General features: G+C 64.6%; 16 protein-coding genes. 11 read left to right on the top strand and 5 right to left on the bottom strand.

What is annotated here, in order from left to right:
- The first annotated feature begins 39 nt into the window (after positions 1-39).
- Positions 40-1,026 (top strand): response regulator, encoded by a 987-nt coding sequence (locus ACLV8F_RS17495; protein WP_411885477.1) that lies wholly within the window; start codon positions 40-42, stop codon positions 1,024-1,026.
- Positions 1,027-1,200: 174 nt separating this feature from the next.
- Here ACLV8F_RS17495 and cqsA read toward each other — a convergent pair whose 3' ends face one another.
- On the bottom strand, positions 1,201-2,454 hold the full coding sequence (cqsA, locus tag ACLV8F_RS17490; protein WP_411885476.1) for an alpha-hydroxyketone-type quorum-sensing autoinducer synthase: 1,254 nt from the start codon (positions 2,452-2,454) through the stop codon (positions 1,201-1,203).
- Positions 2,455-2,685: 231 nt separating this feature from the next.
- Entirely contained in the window at positions 2,686-3,129 is a 444-nt protein-coding gene (locus ACLV8F_RS17485; RefSeq protein WP_411885475.1) for a rhodanese-like domain-containing protein, read from the bottom strand.
- Positions 3,130-3,317: 188 nt separating this feature from the next.
- On the opposite strand from ACLV8F_RS17485, the gene ACLV8F_RS17480 reads away from it, so the two are divergent.
- The 4 genes from ACLV8F_RS17480 to ACLV8F_RS17465 all read left to right on the top strand — a co-directional run bounded on the left by ACLV8F_RS17480 (position 3,318) and on the right by ACLV8F_RS17465 (position 8,387).
- Positions 3,318-4,241, top strand: coding sequence for a PPK2 family polyphosphate kinase (locus tag ACLV8F_RS17480; protein WP_411885474.1), 924 nt, complete (start codon positions 3,318-3,320; stop codon positions 4,239-4,241).
- Between the two features lie 371 nt (positions 4,242-4,612).
- Positions 4,613-5,728, top strand: a complete 1,116-nt coding sequence (locus tag ACLV8F_RS17475) for a TRAP transporter substrate-binding protein (protein WP_411885473.1) — start codon at positions 4,613-4,615, stop codon at positions 5,726-5,728.
- Between the two features lie 71 nt (positions 5,729-5,799).
- Positions 5,800-6,420 carry a TRAP transporter small permease subunit gene (locus ACLV8F_RS17470; protein ID WP_411885472.1) on the top strand — a complete coding sequence of 207 codons (621 nt, stop codon included), beginning with the start codon at positions 5,800-5,802 and terminating at the stop codon, positions 6,418-6,420.
- The gene (locus ACLV8F_RS17465; protein WP_411885471.1) at positions 6,417-8,387 is read left to right on the top strand and encodes a TRAP transporter large permease; all 1,971 of its coding nucleotides are present in this window, start codon (positions 6,417-6,419) and stop codon (positions 8,385-8,387) included. The genes ACLV8F_RS17470 and ACLV8F_RS17465 overlap by 4 nt, the downstream gene beginning before the upstream one ends.
- A 50-nt stretch (positions 8,388-8,437) precedes the next feature.
- On the opposite strand, the gene ACLV8F_RS17460 is transcribed toward ACLV8F_RS17465, so the two are convergent.
- From ACLV8F_RS17460 to ACLV8F_RS17450, 3 genes are read right to left on the bottom strand one after another with little or no spacing between them, the layout of a single operon-like run.
- Complete coding sequence (locus ACLV8F_RS17460) at positions 8,438-8,824, bottom strand: ester cyclase (RefSeq protein WP_411885470.1); 387 nt, start codon at positions 8,822-8,824, stop codon at positions 8,438-8,440.
- Positions 8,825-8,858: 34 nt separating this feature from the next.
- Positions 8,859-9,140, bottom strand: coding sequence for a hypothetical protein (locus ACLV8F_RS17455; protein WP_411885469.1), 282 nt, complete (start codon positions 9,138-9,140; stop codon positions 8,859-8,861).
- Positions 9,077-9,502, bottom strand: a complete 426-nt coding sequence (locus ACLV8F_RS17450; RefSeq protein ID WP_411885468.1) for a hypothetical protein — start codon at positions 9,500-9,502, stop codon at positions 9,077-9,079. Before ACLV8F_RS17450 ends, ACLV8F_RS17455 begins: the two co-directional genes overlap by 64 nt.
- Before the next feature lie 185 nt (positions 9,503-9,687).
- On the opposite strand from ACLV8F_RS17450, the gene icmF reads away from it, so the two are divergent.
- From icmF to ACLV8F_RS17420, 6 genes are all read left to right on the top strand, one after another.
- Positions 9,688-13,011, top strand: coding sequence for a fused isobutyryl-CoA mutase/GTPase IcmF (icmF, locus tag ACLV8F_RS17445; RefSeq protein WP_411885467.1), 3,324 nt, complete (start codon positions 9,688-9,690; stop codon positions 13,009-13,011).
- 58 nt (positions 13,012-13,069) lie between these two features.
- A complete protein-coding gene (locus ACLV8F_RS17440; protein WP_411885466.1) occupies positions 13,070-13,696 on the top strand; it encodes a LysE family translocator in 627 nt (208 codons plus the stop codon).
- Positions 13,697-13,737: 41 nt separating this feature from the next.
- Positions 13,738-14,637 carry a LysR substrate-binding domain-containing protein gene (locus ACLV8F_RS17435; protein WP_411885465.1) on the top strand — a complete coding sequence of 300 codons (900 nt, stop codon included), beginning with the start codon at positions 13,738-13,740 and terminating at the stop codon, positions 14,635-14,637.
- Positions 14,638-14,747: 110 nt separating this feature from the next.
- Complete coding sequence (locus tag ACLV8F_RS17430; protein ID WP_411885464.1) at positions 14,748-15,800, top strand: Rieske 2Fe-2S domain-containing protein; 1,053 nt, start codon at positions 14,748-14,750, stop codon at positions 15,798-15,800.
- A gap of 76 nt (positions 15,801-15,876) precedes the next feature.
- Entirely contained in the window at positions 15,877-16,857 is a 981-nt protein-coding gene (locus tag ACLV8F_RS17425; protein ID WP_411885463.1) for a tripartite tricarboxylate transporter substrate binding protein, read from the top strand.
- An 86-nt stretch (positions 16,858-16,943) separates the two neighbouring features.
- Positions 16,944-17,906 carry a PDR/VanB family oxidoreductase gene (locus tag ACLV8F_RS17420; protein ID WP_411885462.1) on the top strand — a complete coding sequence of 321 codons (963 nt, stop codon included), beginning with the start codon at positions 16,944-16,946 and terminating at the stop codon, positions 17,904-17,906.
- Positions 17,907-17,928: the final 22 nt, after the last annotated feature.

Raw genomic sequence — 17,928 nt, 5'->3', positions numbered from 1 at the left:
GCGTATAACTATTTTTGATTACTCCCTAAAACGACACCCATGTCCTTTTCCCTTTACCGCCGGCCAGGAGGCGTGGTCTTCCTGGATGACGACCCTGACTATCTTGAGATGTTGGCCGAGGTCATGCCCCTGGACTGGTACGTGCGGCTCTTCCTTCGCCCGGTGGCCTGCATCGAACTGCTGCTGCGCGAGCCGGCGCGCTGGGAAGCCGACGCCTGGCGCCAGCAGGAAATCATCAACCGCTGGCGCGAAGGCGCGGCGCTGATCCCGCAAATCCTGCAGTACTGGCGGGAGGACGGCACGGCGCGTTTTGCGCTCACGCAGGTCTGTGTGGTGGACTATTCCATGCCGGCGATGAGCGGGCTGCGCGTGCTGAGCGAGCTGACGGGCTGGTCGGGCGCGCGCGTGCTGCTGACCGGGCGCGCCGACGAGCAGCTGGCCGTCTCGGCCTTCAACCGCGGGCTGATCGAGCAATTCATTCCCAAGCAGTCCCCTGAAATCCGGCTGCGGCTGACCGACGCCATCCAGGCGCTGCTGCGCCAGTCCGACGGGCGGCACCAGCAGACCTGGCGCTCCACGCTGTCGCGCGACCAGCATGCCCTGCTGTGCGAACCGGCCATCGCGCAGGAACTCGAAAACCTGGCGCTGCGCCAGGGCTGGATAGAGCACGTGGTCATAGGCGCGCCTTTCGGCGTGCTGGCACTGGACCGCAAGGGCAGCGCCAGCTGGCTGCAGCTGGAGCCGGCCGCCAACCTGCGCGAGCTTGCGGAGATCACCGAGTCCCAGGGATGGGATGCCGCGACCGTGCGCGACGTGGCCGCGGGCAAAAAGCTCATAGACCTGGAGCTGCAACTGGCGCTGGGCTCCGGCCACAAGCCGCAGCCGCGCCAGGCGTTTGCCATCTCCTCCGGCCCGGCCGTGCTGCATGCCGCCCTTTTTGCCATCGGCGAGCCTTTCAGCCCGGGCTTCATGACCAGCCACGAGCGCTTTATCGCCACCTCCGGCGAGAGGCAGCTGCAGGACTAGGAGTCTGGGCGGCAGAAGGCATCGAAGCGAAAAGCGAGCCCGGCGAGGACAGTTTTTGCCGGGTTTGCAGGCCCATAGCCCAGCCATGGGGCAAAAAACCGTTGAAAAATGGACCGCTGCGATCGCTTTGCAGCGGATGTTCCTTCTGCCGCGCAGACTCCTGGGGCCAGCCGCTCAAGCGTCGGCCTGGCCGGCCCGGGCGCGCCGCGCGATAGGCCAGTCCCAGGGCTTCACGATGGGCGCGATCTCGCGGGCCACGGCCTCCACGTGGTCCAGTTCCGAATCCATCAGGCCGGCGCTCAGCGTCATGCGCATCATGGCGCGCTTGGCGCTGGTGGCCGGCGCACAGAACATCGAGGAAAACACGTTGCGCTCCTCCAGCCGGTCGCGCAGCACCATGGTGTCGCTTTCCGAGCCGACTTCCAGCGCGATGATCTGCTGCGTGCCCTGGTGGATGGGGTAGCCGAGTTCGCTCAAGCTGCCGCGCAGGCGCCGGGTGTTCGCATGCAGGCGCACGCGCGCATCGTCGCTCTTTCGGATCACATCCAGCGTGGCCGCCAGGCCGGCGATCTCGTGCGGCAGCAGGCTGGAGCTGAAGATATTGGGAAAACTCGAGCACAGGATGTAGTAACGCATGTGCGCCGGCGCGGTGAAAAAGCCGGCGCGGCCCGCGAAAGCCTTGGCCAGGCTGGCGGTGATGAAGTGCACCCGGTCCGTCAGGCCCAGCTCGGCGCACAGGCCCGCGCCCTGCGGCCCGTGCGTGCCCAGCGAATGGGATTCGTCGACCAGGATCATGCAGCCGTTCTGCTCGGCCACGTCCACGATCTCCACCAGCGGGGTGACGGCGCCCGTGGTGCTGTAGACCGAATCCACCACCACGATGCCCGGGCCGTTGCGCGCGATCATGCGCGCCAGGTGGCCCGGGTCGTTGTGGCGGAAGGCGAAGGCCGGCGCGCGCGCCGCGTGGGCGCCTTCCCAGAGCGAGGCATGCGCCAGGGTGTCCAGGTAGACCGGCGTCTGCGCGTCGGCGATCGCCTGCAGCAGGCCGACGTTGGCCGCGTAGCCCGACTGGCAGATAAAACCGTCGTCCTTGCCGACCCAGCCGGCCAGCGCCATTTCCAGCGTGTGCGTCGGGTGCTGGTTCAGGTGGAAGACGCCGGACTGGACGACAAACTCCTGCTCCTTGCGCAAGGCCTCGACCTGCGCATGGACGATCTGCGGATGGCCCGTCACGCTGAGGTAGTCGTTGCCGTCGAGGCGTATGGCATTGGAGTCCGGCGTGCGGCCGTGGAGCATGAACTTACCGCCCCACTGCTGGTCCCAGCGCGGCTTGAAATCGCGCGCGATACGCTGGGTCAGCCGGGAGCCGAGGGCGGGGTTGGAAGGCGCCTTGGCGGCAGGGGATTGTTCGCGTTCGAGTACTTGCATGGAAGCTCCGTTAGAAAGAGGAACCCCCATTGAAAGCGCTCAAACAAATTGATACGTGTAACCCCCTGTCAGTTCTGACAGGGGGTGCGCCAATACACCAAAATTCAGCCTACGTGGTGTGAACTATTCACTTCATTTTTAAAACTGCTTAGGCTATTCACTTACATACTCAAGTTACCAAAGGTACGGAAAAGCCAGGAAATTACCGGGCCTGGACAGGGCTTGCGGTATTCAGCCCTGTTTCCACGGCAGGCCCTGAAAACGCCAGCCACCCTTGCGGCCGCGCTGCCCTTGTTCATCGGCATCGCCTTCAAAGCCCTCGAGGATGTTGTAGGCCTCCAGGCCCAATTCAGCAGCGCGTTTGGCGGCCGCCACCGAGCGCACCCCGCTACGGCACAACAGCACCGCCTTCTTGCCGGGCGGCACGGCCGCTTTCAAGCCTTCGTCAAAGCCCGCATTCATGGCCATGCCCGGCCACTGCTTCCAGGCCAGGGGCACCGCGCCGGGCACGTAGCCCACCCACTCACGTTCGGCGTCCGTGCGCACGTCCACCAGCACGGCCTCGCCCGACTGCACCCACGCCAGCGCCAGGCGCGCGGGAACATCGCCCGCGTAGCCGGCGGCCGGGCGGACCTGAAGCGGGGAGGAATCATTCGCGGGAGTTGGGCTTGTCATGTCGGCACCTTGTCATGTGAGCGTGAAGGAATGTGAAACCGGGAGCCGGCGCGCGAACGCGGCCCCCTCAAAATCCAAGTTTATTCCCCCGCCGCCTTCCGCGAAACCATCAGGGGAAAAGCCAACGCGGCCGCACCGCCGCGCATGCACAATCAGTCCGGCAAGCCCGCCCACAACCGGAGACCCCCATGCCCACTGACCCCGTTGACTTCTCTGCGGCGCCCGATACCCCGGCCGGCAAGGCTGCGCTGAAGGCCCTGGCCAAAATGCTGGCCAAATGGCAGCCACCGCAAACCGGCGCGGACGGCCTTGCGCCGGCAGGCAAAAAAACCGGCAAGGCCTGGTCGCTGGCCGGCTTCGACCCGGCGGCCAAACCTTTTTCAAACGGCGACAAGCAGCGCGACAAGGCCGTGGTCGACACCCTGGCGGTGGAGCTCGACGAACTGCAGAACCTGCTCTACGCCGACAAGCGCTTCAAGTTGCTCGTCATCCTGCAGGGCACGGACACCGCCGGCAAGGACGGCACCATGCGCGGCGTGTTCGGGCGCATCAGCCCGCTGGGCGTGCACACCGTGAGCTGGAAGGCGCCCAGCGAGGAAGAACGCGCGCACGACTACCTGTGGCGCATCCACCGGCAGGTGCCGGCGTCCGGCGAGATCACCATCTTCAACCGCAGCCACTACGAAGACGTGCTGGTGCCGCCCGTCAAGGGCTGGATCACGCCGGCGCAGACCGCCGAGCGCTACCGCCACATCAACGACTTCGAGCGCCTGCTGGCGCAGACCGGCACGGTCATCCTCAAGTTCATGCTGCACATCAGCAAAGACGAGCAACGTGAGCGCCTGCAGGCGCGGCTGGACGATCCGGCCAAGCAGTGGAAATTCAACATGGACGACCTCGAAGCGCGCAAGCAGTGGAAACAATACCAGCAGGCTTACGAAGACCTGCTGGGCGCCACCAGCACGCCGTGGGCGCCGTGGACGGTCGTGCCGTCCGACTCCAAAACCCACCGCAACCTGATGATCGCCACCGTGGTGCGCGCCACCTTGGTGCAACTGGGCCTGCGCTTTCCACTCGGCGATCCCTCGCTCAATGGACTGAAATTTCAATAACCCCCGTCGTTCTCACTTCGCTGCGCTTCGTGTAGTTCCTTCCCCCCTTGCAGGGGAGTACGCCGCACACCCCCGTCGTCCTCACTTCGCTGCGCTTCGTGTAGTTCCCTCCCCCCTTGCAGGGGGCGACGCGAGGCGCCCGGCGGAGCCGGTTCGCCCGCGTCTGCTGGTCCAGAAGATTGCAAGGAGTCCGACACCGCGTCGGGCAAGTTGCAGCCGATTCCTGCTTGGGTTGCAAAAACTGTTTCACCCTGAGCAGGGGTAATCGAACGGGCAATCAGCGGCGTGCGTTGGTGGAAACCCTCTTTGTAAGCCTTGGGCAAGGCGGAATGATGAGTGCTCTTACGTTTTTCAACAACAGGAGACAAGTCATGACCGAGAGCAAAAGCCCCCGCAGGCGCGGCCTGCTGAAAGGCGCCGCGATCGCCGCGGGCGCCATGTCCGCCCCCATGGTCGCCATGGCGCAGACAACGTCTTTGCGCTTCCAGAGCACCTGGCCGGCCAAGGACATCTTTCATGAGTACGCCAACGACTTCGCGAAGAAGGTCAATGACATGGCCGGCGGCCGCCTGAAGATCGAAGTGCTGCCGGCCGGCGCGGTGGTGCCGGCCTTCCAGTTGCTGGAAGCCGTAAACAAGGGCACGCTGGACGGCGGCCACGGTGTGGTGGCCTACCACTACGGCAAGAATTCGGCGCTGGCCCTGTGGGGGTCCGGCCCGGCCTACGGCATGAACTCCAACATGGTCCTGTCCTGGCACGAGTACGGCGGCGGCAAGGCCCTGCTGGAAGAAATCTACAAGTCCATCAACATGGACGTGGTCTCTTTCCTGTACGGCCCGATGCAGGTGCAACCCCTGGGCTGGTTCAAGAAACCTGTGTCGCAGGTTGCCCAGATGAAGGGCCTGAAGTTCCGCACCGTCGGCCTGGCCGTGGACGTGTTCAACGACATGGGCGCCGCGGTGAACCCATTGCCCGGCGGCGAGATCGTCCCCGCGCTGGACCGCGGCCTGATCGACGCGGCCGAGTTCAACAACGCATCTTCCGACCGTGTGCTGGGCTTCCCGGACGTGGCCAAGAACTGCATGCTGCAAAGCTTCCACCAGTCGGGCGAACAGTTCGAGATCCTCTTCAACAAGACGAAGTACAACGCGCTGCCCGCCGAACTCAAGGCCATCATCACCTATGGCGTGCAGGCCGCCAGCGCCGACATGAGCTGGAAGATGATCGACCGCAATTCCAGCGACTACATCGAGCTGAAAAAGGCCAAGGTCAACTTCTACAAGACGCCGGACTCCATCCTCAAGGCCCAGCTGGACGCGTGGGACAAGGTGATCGGCAAGAAGGCCGGGGAGAACCCGCTGTTCAAGAAGGTGCTGGATTCGCAGCGCGCCTTCGCCGAACGCGCCGTGGCCTGGGACAACGACTACAACATCAACTTCCGCATGGCGTACGACCGCTATTTCGGCAAGGGCGCCAAGAAAGCCTGATGACGGATTGACAGGCTGGGGCGGCTGCCTGAAGGGACAGCCGCCCTTTTCTTTGATTGGAAATACATAACATGCAAAAACTCCTGCTGGCGGTGGACCGGCTGTCCACCTGGATAGGCCAGCTGTTCGCCTGGTCGATCGTCGTGCTGACGGTGGCTATTTCCTGGGAAGTCTTCTCCCGCTACGTGTTGGGCAAGCCGCACGGCTGGATGCTGGACGCGCAGATCATGATGTACGGCATCCTGTTCATGATGGCCGGCGGCTATACGCTGTCCAAGAACGGCCACGTGCGCGGCGACGTGCTTTATGGCTTCTTTCGCCCCCGCACGCAGGCCTCGCTGGACCTGGCGCTGTACATCCTGTTCTTCCTGCCCGGCGTGGTCGCGCTGACCTGGGCCGGCTGGAACTATTTCACCGACTCACTCGCCATCCGCGAGCAGACTTTCAACGCGGATCCGATCCCGCTGTACCCGTTCAAATTCTTCATCCCGTTCGCCGGCCTCATCCTGTTGATGCAGGGCCTGGTGGAGATCGCCCGCTGCGTGATCTGCATACGCCAGGGTTACTGGCCCTCCCGGGGCGAGGACGTCGAGGAAGTGGATGTGGGCAAACTCAAGGCGATGGTCAACGTCAGGGATGAAGACATCCAGGCACTGGACAAGTACGTGGTCAAGGAAGGGGCTCCCCGATGAAAATCCGCAAGGAACTGTGGTTCGGCTTCAGCCTGATGGCGCTGATCGTCCTCGCCGCCATTTACATGCTTTTTGCCGTGCCGGTCATCGAGCGCGGCCACATCGGCCTGCTGATGCTCTCACTGGTGGTCGTGGCCATCATGCTGGGGTTCCCCACCGCGTTCACGTTGATGGGCATGGGCATGATTTTCACGTGGCTGGCGTACGACCGCAACACCACGCACACGCTGGACCTGATGGTGCAGGCCGCGTTCAAGACCATGAGCAACGACGTGCTCATCTCGATCCCGCTGTTCGTGTTCATGGGCTACCTCGTGGAGCGCGCCAACCTGATCGAGAAACTGTTTCGCAGCCTGCACCTGGCCATGTCGCGCCTCCCTGGCGCACTTGCCGTGGCGACGCTGGTGACTTGCGCCATCTTCGCGACGGCGACGGGCATCGTAGGCGCGGTCGTGACGCTGATGGGCTTGCTGGCCCTTCCGGCCATGCTGCGTGCGGGCTACAGCGTGCAGATGTCCGCCGGCGCCATTACGGCCGGCGGCTGCCTGGGCATTCTTATTCCGCCGTCGGTGCTGCTGATCGTCTACGGTGCGACCGCCGGCGTTTCGGTGGTGCAGTTGTACGCCGGCGCGTTCTTCCCGGGCCTGATGCTGGCGGGGCTGTATATCCTCTATGTGATCATCATCGCCAAGCTGCGGCCCTCCATGGCCCCGCCTCTTTCGGCCGAAGACCGTTTCGTGCCCTTGCCGCCGCTGTCCGAGAAGATCGCGCCCTCGCATGCCAGCCTGGCCCTGCCCACACTGCTCAAGGCCTTGAAAGGCAAGCGCAACGCCGATGTGCCGACAAGTTATGTGCTCAGGCAATTGCTGGTCGTCGCGCTGCCGGCCATCCTGTTTGCTTTTGTCGCCCTGTGGAGCTACCAGGGCGTCACCAACCCGGTGGTTGAGGAGGTGTCCACCCTGCAGCGCATCGGCGACGCGCCGGCCGCGGAACGCAGCGGCGGGCTCGCCGAGCCGCCCAGCGAAGGAGGCTTGAAAGAACCGCCGGCCGAAAGCGGCCTGCAGGAACCGCCGGTGGAAGGCGCCTTGAACGCGCCTCCCGCCGAAGGCGTGAAAGAACCCGTGGCCGAGGGCGTGAAAGAGCCCCCGGGCGCCGCGCCCGCAGCCGCACCCGCGGTACAGGCCGGCGAAACCCTTGCCGCCGAAAAGGTGCCGGCGCCCGCCGCCTACTGGATCAGCCTCGGGGTGGGCGCCGCCGTCCTCGTCGCGTTCTATGCGCTGCTGAGCTTCACGCGGCTCGAAATCTTCAAGATGCTGCTGACCAGCTTTTTCCCCCTGCTGGTCCTCATCCTGGCGGTGCTCGGCTCCATCGTGATGGGCCTGGCGACACCGACCGAGGCGGCCGCCGTCGGCGCGCTTGGCGGCTTCCTGCTGGCCATCGCGTACCGGCAACTCACCTTCAGCGTGGTCAAGGAAAGCGTGTTCCTCACCGCGAAAACCTCGGCGATGGTGTGCTGGCTGTTCGTCGGCTCCGCCATCTTCTCCGCGGCCTTCGCGCTGCTGGGCGGGCAGGAACTGGTGGAGCGCTGGGTGCTGTCCATGGACCTGACGAAGACCCAGTTCCTCATCCTGTCGCAGGTCATCATCTTCGTGCTGGGCTGGCCGCTGGAATGGACCGAGATCATCGTGATCTTCATGCCCATCTTCATCCCGCTGCTGGACAACTTCGGCGTGGACCCGCTGTTCTTCGGGTTGCTGGTGGCGCTGAACCTGCAGACCGCCTTCCTGTCGCCGCCGGTGGCCATGGCGGCCTTTTACCTGAAAGGAGTCAGTCCGCCGCACGTGTCGCTGAACCAGATCTTCCTCGGCATGTTGCCCTTCATGGGCATCCAGATCCTGGCCATCGTGATGCTGTACCTGTTCCCCGGCATCGGCCTGTGGCTGCCGCAGCTGCTGTACAGCCGCTGACCTTGCGGAAGCTGTGAACGCAAGGAAAGGGGCGCATGGCGCCCCTTTTTTTATGTCACGCCGGCGCCCTGGCCAGCGCGCTGTACGCCTCCCAGCCGTCGCGCTCGACCCAGTTGTGCATGAGCTTGCCGTCCTCGCGAATCTGCCGCCGGCAGGCCGAACATGCCGTTGTTCCGGCCGCTCTCGCGCCAGCGCGAAGCGACCCGGCTTCCATCCTCGCTCTGGAAGGTTTCGATGACGTCGAATTGAAGATCGCCGACAAGGCGGTTGAATTGTTTCGCCCACGCCTTGAAGCTTTCCCGTGAGACGACGTCCACGCCGCCAGAGGTGATGACGAAGTCCTCAACGCAAAACCGGTCTATGGCATCAAAGTCTTTGCCCTGCCATACCGCGGCCCAGAAGGCCTCGACGATCTTCACTGAATCCTGTTTGTTCATGGCGTCCTCAAAAAATGTGGGGATTTCATCTGGTTCATCGCGGCATACGCGCCGTGACAAAACACGCTGCCGCTGCGGCGGCGGCGGCGGCCAGCACCATGGAGAAGGCCGTCGCACCCGCCGCCAGCCCGGCCCGGTCGACCAGGAAACCGGTGGCCACCGGCAGCAAGCCCGCCGGAATGTAGGCGCCGATGTTCAGCAGCGAATTGGCCTGGGCCCGCTGCCCATCCGGCACCTTCATGCCGATCGCCGTCAGCCCGCCCAGCTGGCCCAGCCCCTGGCCCATGCCCGCAAAGACGGCGGCGGCCAGCAGCATGGCCGGCGCCACGGCCTGGACAGCCACGACCATGCGGCCATCGCCAGGGCCGTCGCCGCCGCACCCAGCAGCAATACCGTACGGATGGACAGGCGTTTGACGGCGAACTGCACGCCGGTCGCGCTCATCAACATCAAGCAAACCGTGCCGCCCGCCGCCAGCGGACTGCCGACATGCAGCAGCCCCGACAGCAGGGCCGGCCCCAGCGACAACACAAACGAGGTGGCCGAAATCCCCGGCGCAAACACCGCGATGCCCAGGGCCAGGTCCAACTGGTTTTGCGCCGGCACAGTCGGCAGGCGCAGGCGCCAGGCGGAAGCACCATTGCCGCCGCGCGGCACACCGGGCAAAGGCAGGGCCAAGGCGGATGAGGCGCTGCAAGCCTGCTTTTCCCGGTTTCCCCCTTGATCCCCGCCGCATTGGCGGAAAAAGGCCTGCGGGCGCACACTTGATCGGTGCCGGCTTACCGGCTAAGATTGACGTTTACGTAAACGTCAACTTAACAGATCACAGATCAGCGGGCTCCATCGCCCGCCCGGAGACACGCATGACCGACATGTCCGCTGAATACAAAGCGCTCGCCAGCTACCGCCCCACCCACAAGGTGCGCTTCATCACGGCGGCCAGCCTGTTTGACGGCCATGACGCCGCCATCAACATCATGCGGCGCATCCTGCAAAGCATGGGCGCCGAGGTGGTCCACCTGGGCCACAACCGCAGCGTCGACGAAGTCGTGACAGCCGCCCTGCAGGAAGACGCGCAGGGCATTGCCATCAGTTCCTACCAGGGCGGGCACGTCGAATACTTCAAGTACATGGTCGACCTGCTCAAAAGCCGCGGCGGCGAGCACATCCAGGTTTTCGGCGGCGGCGGCGGCGTGATCGTGCCGCCCGAAATCCGCGAACTGCATGCCTACGGCGTCACGCGCATCTACAGCCCCGAAGACGGCCAGAAGATGGGCCTCGCCGGCATGATCGGCGAGATGGTCATGCGCTGCGACAAGGACCTGACCGGCTTCGCGCCCAAAACCGTCAAGGCCATTGAAGGCCACGGCGAGATGAACTGGCGGGCGCTGGCCCAGCTGATCACTGCGCTGGAAAACGGAAAAGCAGATTCAGCCTTGGTCGACAAGGTGCGCACGCAAGCCGCCACCCGCAAGATCCCCGTGCTCGGCATCACCGGCACCGGCGGCGCCGGCAAGTCCTCGCTGACAGACGAACTGATACGCCGCCTGCGCCTGGACCAGAACGACAAGCTGCGCGTGGCCGTCATCAGCATCGACCCCTCGCGCCGCAAGAGCGGCGGTGCGCTGCTCGGCGACCGCATCCGCATGAATGCCATCAACCCGTGGACGGTGCCGCTCGCCGGGCAAAAGAACGCCGACAGCGGCCAGCGTGTGTTCATGCGCAGCTTGGCCACACGCGACTTTGGCTCCGAAATCAGCCAGGCCCTGCCCGACGTGATCGCCGCCTGCAAATGCGCGGGCTTTGACCTCATCGTCGTCGAAACCTCGGGCATAGGCCAGGGCGACGCCGCCATCGTGCCGCATGTGGACGTGCCCATGTACGTCATGACGCCCGAGTTCGGCGCCGCCAGCCAGCTCGAAAAAATCGACATGCTGGACTTCGCCGAGTTCATCGCCATCAACAAGTTCGACCGCAAGGGCTCGCTAGACGCCCTGCGCGACGTCTCCAAACAAGTGCAGCGCAACAAGGAAGCCTGGGGCACACCAGCCGACAAAATGCCGGTCTTCGGCACCATGGCCGCGCGCTTCAACGACGACGGCGTGACCGCGCTGTACCAGGCGCTCAAGCCGCGCCTGGCCGCGCTGGGCCTGGCGCTTGAAGCCGGCGTACTGCCCGCCGCCGAAGTGCGCCACAGCACCAACCAGACACCCGTGGTGCCGGCCGCGCGCACGCGCTACCTGGCCGAAATCAGCGACACCGTGCGCGGCTACAAGAAGCGTGCCCGCGCCCAGGCCCAGCTGGCGCGCGAGGTTCAGCAGCTCAAGGCGGCAGCCGCCATGCTCACGGAAGGCAAGCCCGAACGCGCCACGGCCGCCGAGGCCGCGCTGGACCTGGCAGGCCAACGCAACACCCGCATGGACGGCGACGCTCGCGCCCTGCTGACGCAATGGCCAGCCATGCAGGCCGCCTACGCCGGCGACGAATACGTCGTGAAAATCCGCGACAAGGAAATCCGCACCGCGCTGACCACCAAGTCGCTCTCGGGCACCACCATCCGCAAGGTGGCCTTGCCGCAGTACGAAGACCACGGTGAAATCCTCAAGTGGCTGATGCTGGACAACGTGCCCGGCAGCTACCCCTACACCGCCGGCACCTTCGCCTTCAAGCGCGAAGGCGAAGACCCGACCCGCATGTTCGCCGGCGAAGGCGACCCCTTCCGCACCAACACCCGCTTCAAGCTGCTCAGCGAAGGCATGGCCGCCAAGCGCCTGTCCACTGCGTTTGATTCGGTCACGCTCTACGGTAACGACCCGGCCCTGCGCCCCGACATCTACGGCAAGGTCGGCAATTCCGGCGTGTCCATCGCCACGCTGGACGACATGAAGGTGCTGTACGACGGCTTTGATTTGTGCCACCCGTCGACCTCGGTCTCCATGACCATCAACGGCCCGGCGCCCAGCATCCTGGCCATGTTCATGAACACGGCCATAGACCAGAACCTGGAAAAATTCAAAAAAGACAACGGCCGCGACCCGACGGCAACCGAGGCCGCCAAGATCCGCGAGTGGGTGCAGGAAAACGTGCGCGGCACGGTGCAGGCCGACATCCTGAAAGAAGACCAGGGCCAGAACACCTGCATCTTCTCGACCGAGTTCAGCCTCAAAGTCATGGGCGACATCGCCCAGTACTTCGTGCACAACCGCGTGCGCAACTTCTACAGCGTCTCCATCAGCGGTTACCACATCGCCGAAGCCGGCGCCAACCCCATCAGCCAGCTGGCCTTCACGCTGTCCAACGGCTTCACCTTTGTTGAAGCCTATCTGGCGCGCGGCATGCACATTGATGACTTCGCGCCCAACCTGAGTTTCTTCTTCAGCAACGGCATGGACCCGGAATACACCGTGATGGGCCGCGTCGCGCGCCGTATCTGGGCCGTGGCCATGAAGGAAAAGTACGGCGCCAACGAGCGCAGCCAGAAGCTGAAATACCACATCCAGACTTCCGGCCGCAGCCTGCATGCGCAGGAAATCCAGTTCAACGACATACGCACCACGCTGCAGGCGCTGATCGCGATCTACGACAACTGCAACTCGCTGCACACCAACGCGTTTGACGAAGCCATCACCACGCCCACCGAAGAATCAGTGCGCCGCGCCATGGCCATACAGCTCATCATCAACCGCGAATGGGGCCTGGCCAAAAACGAGAACCCCTCACAGGGCGCCTTCATCATCGAGGAGCTCACCGAGCTTCTCGAGGAAGCCGTGCTGCTGGAGTTCGAGCGCATCGCCGAGCGCGGCGGCGTGCTGGGCGCCATGGAAACCGGCTACCAGCGCGGCCGCATCCAGGACGAGTCCATGCACTACGAGATGCTCAAACACACCGGCGAGCTGCCCATCATCGGCGTCAACACCTTCCGCAACCCGCACGGCGAAGTCGTGCAGGACAAGCTCGAACTGGCCCGCTCCACCGAAGAAGAAAAGCAGAACCAGCTCAAGCGCCTGGACGACTTCCACCGCCGCCACGCCGCCGAATCCCCGGCCATGCTCAAACGCCTGCAACAGGCCGTGATCGAAAACCTCAACGTCTTCGAAGTGCTGATGGATGCGGTGCGCGTCTGCTCGCTGGGGCAGATCACCAATGCGCTGTTTGAGGTGGGTGGGCAGTACCGGCGGAATATGTGAACGGCCCGCGTACCGCGTCCAGGCTTGCGATGTACCGCCTGGAAGTATCATCAAAACCATGGTCACTGCGTCCCAACTCCTCCCCTTCCTGCTCACAGCCCTCCTGATCACGATCACGCCGGGGCCCGACAACCTGATGGTGCTGGGACTGGGCATGTCCAAGGGACGGCGCCTGGGCATGACCTTCGGCTTGGGCTGCGCATCGGGTTGCCTGAGCCATACCGTGCTGGCAGTCATTGGCGTCAGCGCCATCGTCGCGGCCTCCCCCACAGCCTTCCTGCTCCTGAAATGGGCAGGCGGCGCTTACCTCGTCTGGCTCGGCGTCCGGGCTATCCGTCACGCCGGGGCCGGCACCGCGGCCGCCGCCAATTCCCGGGAGGGAACGGCCCGTGAGCTTTTTGCAAAGGGCCTCGCGGTCAACGCCATCAACCCGAAGGTGGTGCTCTTCTTCCTGTCCTTCCTGCCGCAGTTCGTCGACCAGGCCCAGGGACACGTCGAGTGGCAGCTCGGGATCCTGGGCCTTGTCTTCACGGCGCAGGCAGCCGTGGTGTTCGGCCTGCTGGGCTACTTCGCCGGCACCATAGGCGCGTGGTTGACCCGCACGCCCCGTGCCGCCGCATGGCTGGACCGCGTGGCCGGCGCCGTATTCGTCGGGCTGGGTGCGCGGATGATCGTAAGCCGCTGACCGTTCAGGCAGCACGGAGACCTCCGTCATCACCCTTCGCCATGGCATTCCGCACGCCAACCCCTCCGCTCAACCACCTGCGCAGCTTTCAGGCCATCGGCAAGCATTTGAGCCTGGCCCGCGCGGCTGAAGAACTGCACCTGACGCCCTCTGCCTTGAGCCATCAGCTTGGCCAGCTCGAAGAACGGCTGGGAACCAAGCTGTTTGCGCGCAACGGCCGCGGGCTGCAATTCACCGACGTCGGGCGCAAGCTGCATGCGCAGGTGGATGAAAGCCTCAGCCAGCTTGCGCTGGCGCTGCGTGACGCGGCAAGCCAGCCTGGCGACAGGCCGCTGGTGGTCAGCGCCCTGCACACGTTCGCCTCGCGTTGGTTGTTGCCGCGCTTCTCGCGTTTCCCGGCGCAGGTGGCGAATACGGAAATCCGGGTGTCCCGCGTCGATGCGAACTTCGACCGCGACAACGTGGACTGCGCCGTGTTTTATGGCGACGGCGGCTGGCGCGGGTTGACGGCGGATTTTTTGCGCGACGAATACCTGGTGCTGGTGTGCGCGCCCGCGGTCCTGGCGCAGCGGCCGCTTGAGCGCTACGAAGACATCCACGGCCACCAGCTGCTGGAGGCCAAGCCCCGGCCGCAGGATTGGGAGTTGTGGCTGCAAAAAGCCGGTGTTGCGCCGGACCCCTTGCCGCGGCTGCTGACACTGGAAAGCCGCAACCTGGTGATTGAAGCCGCCGAGGCCGGCCTGGGCCTTGCGGTCGTTGACCCCGAGATGGTTACCAAGGAACTGGAAACCGGCCGCCTGGTGCAGCCGTGGCCGCTGGCCGCGAAAGGGCCCGGCGCCTATTACCTCGTTTACCCTGAAGAACATGAACTGGCCGGAAAGGTGCTGGCTTTTCGTGAATGGCTGCTGAGCGAGTTCACACCGCAAACCGGCCGGAGTTGAGCTTTTCTCAACTCTGAGCTGCCAAGCTTTCGTTTGTGCGTGGCTCGCCTCCTTCCTAAGATCGGGGACTTCAACGGCCTGCAAAGGCCGAGCCCCCACGAAGGAAAACAATGGCATTTCTCCGCAACACCTGGTACGTCGGCGCCTGGGCCTGCGAAATTACCCGTGAACTGACACCGCGCACCTTGCTGGGCGAGCCGGTGCTTTTCTACCGCAAGGAAAACGGCGAGGCGACCGCCATCGGCAACCGCTGCCCGCACCGGTTCGCGCCCCTGCACCTCGGCAAGCTGGTGGGTGACGTCGTCGAATGCGGCTACCACGGCCTGAAGTTCGACTGCACGGGAAGCTGTGTGGAAAATCCGCACGGCGACCACAAGATCCCCTCCGCGGCCAGGGTCAAGGCCTATCCCCTGGTGGAACAGCACGGCCTGGTCTGGATCTGGATGGGCAAGCCCGAACTGGCCAATCCCGCGGACATTCCAGACTACAGCCACCTCGTGGACCCCAGGCTCAAGACGATCGGCGACCTCATGCTGCAACAGGCCCACTACGAACTGGTCGTCGACAACCTGATGGACCTCACGCATGTGAACTACCTGCATGCACCGTACCAGAAGAACGACGACTTCCTGGCCGCCAAACACGAGGTGGTGCAACAAGGCAGGATGCTGGACAGCCTGCGCTCCATCCCGTCGACGACCGCGCCGCCTTCCTTCGTTCCGTTTCTGGATGACCCGGCCGCGCCGGTGGACTACTGGCTCAACATTCGCTGGCACGCGCCGGGGGCCTGCCAGCTGGAGGTCGGCGTGGTGCCCGTCGGCCGCCCGCGCGCGGAAGGCATACGCAGGCAAGGCACACACATCGTGACGCCCGAGACCGACACGACCACGCATTATTTTTATGCCAGCTCACGCAACTACCTGCTGGACGACCCCAAGGCCGACCTGGAAACCAGGAACTGGCAGCAGGTGGGCTTCCACGAACAGGACAAGCCCATGCTCGAAGCGGTGCAAAAAATGATGGGCACGACCGACCTGGATTCGCTCAAACCCGTGCTGCTGGCGTCCGACGTGGCCGCCGTGCGGGTGCGCCGGATGATGAAGGAACTGATCAAGGCGGAGACCGAGCCGCAGGCGCAGCCGATTTTTGTGCTCAACAAATAAGCCAGGCGCCATAGCCGGCCTGCAGAGCCGGCGGCGCCCATGATTTCCCCACAACCAAAGAGACAAGAGACAAACCATGCTGAACTTCCCATTCACCAGACGCGGCCTCGGCGCCGTGATGGCCGCTGTGGCCGCCTGCGCACCGCTGCTGGCCGCTGCGCAAGAGCCCTATCCTTCGCGCCCCGTCAGGCTGATCGTGGCGCAATCGCCCGGCGGCGGCCCCGACCTGCTGGCCCGGCTGGTGGCGCAGGAGCTGAACACCCAATGGAAGCAGCCGGTCATCGTCGAGAACAAGCTTGGGGCCGCGGGCGGCATTGCCGCCGAATATTCGGCGAAATCCCCCGCGGACGGCTACACGCTGTTTGTCGGCAGTTCCGGCATCATGGCCATCGCGCCGGCCATGCCCAGCAAGCTGCCTTATTCGCCCGCCGAATTTGTGCCGCTTGTCCACCTCGCGTCGCTGTCCAATGTGTTTGTGGTGAATGCCAGTTCGCCGATCAAGTCCATGCGGGCACTGGTGGACACGGCCAAAAAAGCCCCCGAAGGCCTGAGCGTGGCGTCGATGGGCCCGGGATCCACCGGGCAAATCTCCGGGGAGATGCTGGTCCGGCAATCCGGCATCAAGATCGTGGAAGTGGCTTACAAGGGTGAGGCACTGGCCATCACGGACCTGCGCGGCGCCCACCTGGACTTCATGGCCGCGGGTTTGCCGGTGGCCCTGGCCCATGTGAAGGCCGGCGCCCTGACGCCGCTGGCGGTGACCAGCGCCAGGCGCTCGGCCATGCTGCCGGACGTGCCCACCATGGCCGAAAGCGGCTTCAAGGATTACGACGTGACCCAGTGGTATGCCCTGTATGCACAGTCGGCACTGCCCAAGGACATCCAGGCCAAAATCATCGCCGCGGTGCGCGCGGCCCTGGCGAAACCGGCGGTGCAAAAGCAGATCATGGACATGGGAATGGACCTCACCAGCACCGCGCAAAACGACTTTCCGGCTTTTGACAAAGCCGAAAAACACAAATGGGCCGAGTTCATGAAGACCGGCAACGCCAAATAAAGCACCACGCCGCGCCGGGCGTCCCATCCATGGATGGCCGCCCGGCTGCGCTGCCAAACCACCCCTCTTTTCCGACTGGCCACCCTATGACAAGCGCCAGCCTGCGCGTGCGAATCCACGACCGGACCCTGGAAACCGGGCATATCGTCCGGCTGGAGCTGGTCCATGCCACCGGTGCCGAGCTGCCGGTGTTTACCGCCGGCGCACACATCGACGTGCACCTGCCCAACGGCATGGTGCGCCAATACTCCCTGTCCAACTCACCGGCAGAGCGCCACCGCTACGTGATAGGCGTGTTGCGGGACCCCGCCGGCCGTGGCGGATCCGAGTCCGTGCACGGCCTCAAGGCGGGCGATGAAATTGACATCAGCGTTCCCCGCAACCACTTCCCCTTGGTGAAAGCGTCCCACACCACCTTGCTGGCCGGCGGCATAGGCGTCACACCGCTGCTGTCCATGGCCGAACAGCTGTTGCTGGACGGGTCGGATTTCGACATCCACCTGTGCACCCGCTCACAGTCGCACACGCCCTTCGCGGCACGCTGGGCGGCCGAAGACATGGCGGGCAAGGTGCACTTCCACCACGACGGCGGCGATGCGGCGCGGCGTGTGGACCTCACGGCGCTGCTGGCCGGCACGCCGCGAAACTCGCTGATCTATGTTTGCGGCCCCGGCGGTTTTATCGATGCAACGCTCACCGCCGCGCGCGCCCAGGGTTTCAGCGATTCACAACTGCACCGCGAGTACTTTTCGGCCGCGCCGATTGCGCCGGCGCCGGGTGACGCAGCGTTCTCGGTGGTGCTGGAGAAATCCGGCCTGATGGTGGAGGTCGCGCCCGGCGTCACCATCGTCGAAGCCTTGCGGCAGCGCGGCATCGAGGTCGCGGTGTCGTGCGAACAAGGCGTGTGCGGCACCTGCCTGACCCGCGTCATCGCCGGCACACCGGATCACAGGGACATGTTCCTCACGGATGGAGAGCATGCGCTGAACGACCAGATGACGCTGTGTTGCTCGCGTTCGCACACGCCCATCCTCAGGCTGGACATCTAGCCCGCCTGACGGCCACCACGCG

Source organism: Polaromonas sp. YR568 (assembly GCF_943369675.1).
Lineage (GTDB): Bacteria > Pseudomonadota > Gammaproteobacteria > Burkholderiales > Burkholderiaceae_C > Polaromonas.
This window is presented reverse-complemented; position numbering and strand designations above follow the sequence as displayed.

Bases quoted from the DNA above. Each gene is read 5' to 3' on its own strand.
- ACLV8F_RS17435 (WP_411885465.1), top strand. From the start codon at position 13,738: ATGGCATTCCGCACGCCAACCCCTCCGCTCAACCACCTGCGCAGCTTT.
- ACLV8F_RS17425 (WP_411885463.1), top strand. From the start codon at position 15,877: ATGCTGAACTTCCCATTCACCAGACGCGGCCTCGGCGCCGTGATGGCC.
- ACLV8F_RS17495 (WP_411885477.1), top strand. From the start codon at position 40: ATGTCCTTTTCCCTTTACCGCCGGCCAGGAGGCGTGGTCTTCCTGGAT.
- ACLV8F_RS17420 (WP_411885462.1), top strand. From the start codon at position 16,944: ATGACAAGCGCCAGCCTGCGCGTGCGAATCCACGACCGGACCCTGGAA.
- cqsA (WP_411885476.1), bottom strand. From the start codon at position 2,454: ATGCAAGTACTCGAACGCGAACAATCCCCTGCCGCCAAGGCGCCTTCC.
- ACLV8F_RS17465 (WP_411885471.1), top strand. From the start codon at position 6,417: ATGAAAATCCGCAAGGAACTGTGGTTCGGCTTCAGCCTGATGGCGCTG.
- icmF (WP_411885467.1), top strand. From the start codon at position 9,688: ATGACCGACATGTCCGCTGAATACAAAGCGCTCGCCAGCTACCGCCCC.
- ACLV8F_RS17480 (WP_411885474.1), top strand. From the start codon at position 3,318: ATGCCCACTGACCCCGTTGACTTCTCTGCGGCGCCCGATACCCCGGCC.
- ACLV8F_RS17455 (WP_411885469.1), bottom strand. From the start codon at position 9,140: ATGCTGCTGGCCGCCGCCGTCTTTGCGGGCATGGGCCAGGGGCTGGGC.
- ACLV8F_RS17460 (WP_411885470.1), bottom strand. From the start codon at position 8,824: ATGAACAAACAGGATTCAGTGAAGATCGTCGAGGCCTTCTGGGCCGCG.
- ACLV8F_RS17475 (WP_411885473.1), top strand. From the start codon at position 4,613: ATGACCGAGAGCAAAAGCCCCCGCAGGCGCGGCCTGCTGAAAGGCGCC.
- ACLV8F_RS17440 (WP_411885466.1), top strand. From the start codon at position 13,070: ATGGTCACTGCGTCCCAACTCCTCCCCTTCCTGCTCACAGCCCTCCTG.
- ACLV8F_RS17470 (WP_411885472.1), top strand. From the start codon at position 5,800: ATGCAAAAACTCCTGCTGGCGGTGGACCGGCTGTCCACCTGGATAGGC.
- ACLV8F_RS17485 (WP_411885475.1), bottom strand. From the start codon at position 3,129: ATGACAAGCCCAACTCCCGCGAATGATTCCTCCCCGCTTCAGGTCCGC.
- ACLV8F_RS17430 (WP_411885464.1), top strand. From the start codon at position 14,748: ATGGCATTTCTCCGCAACACCTGGTACGTCGGCGCCTGGGCCTGCGAA.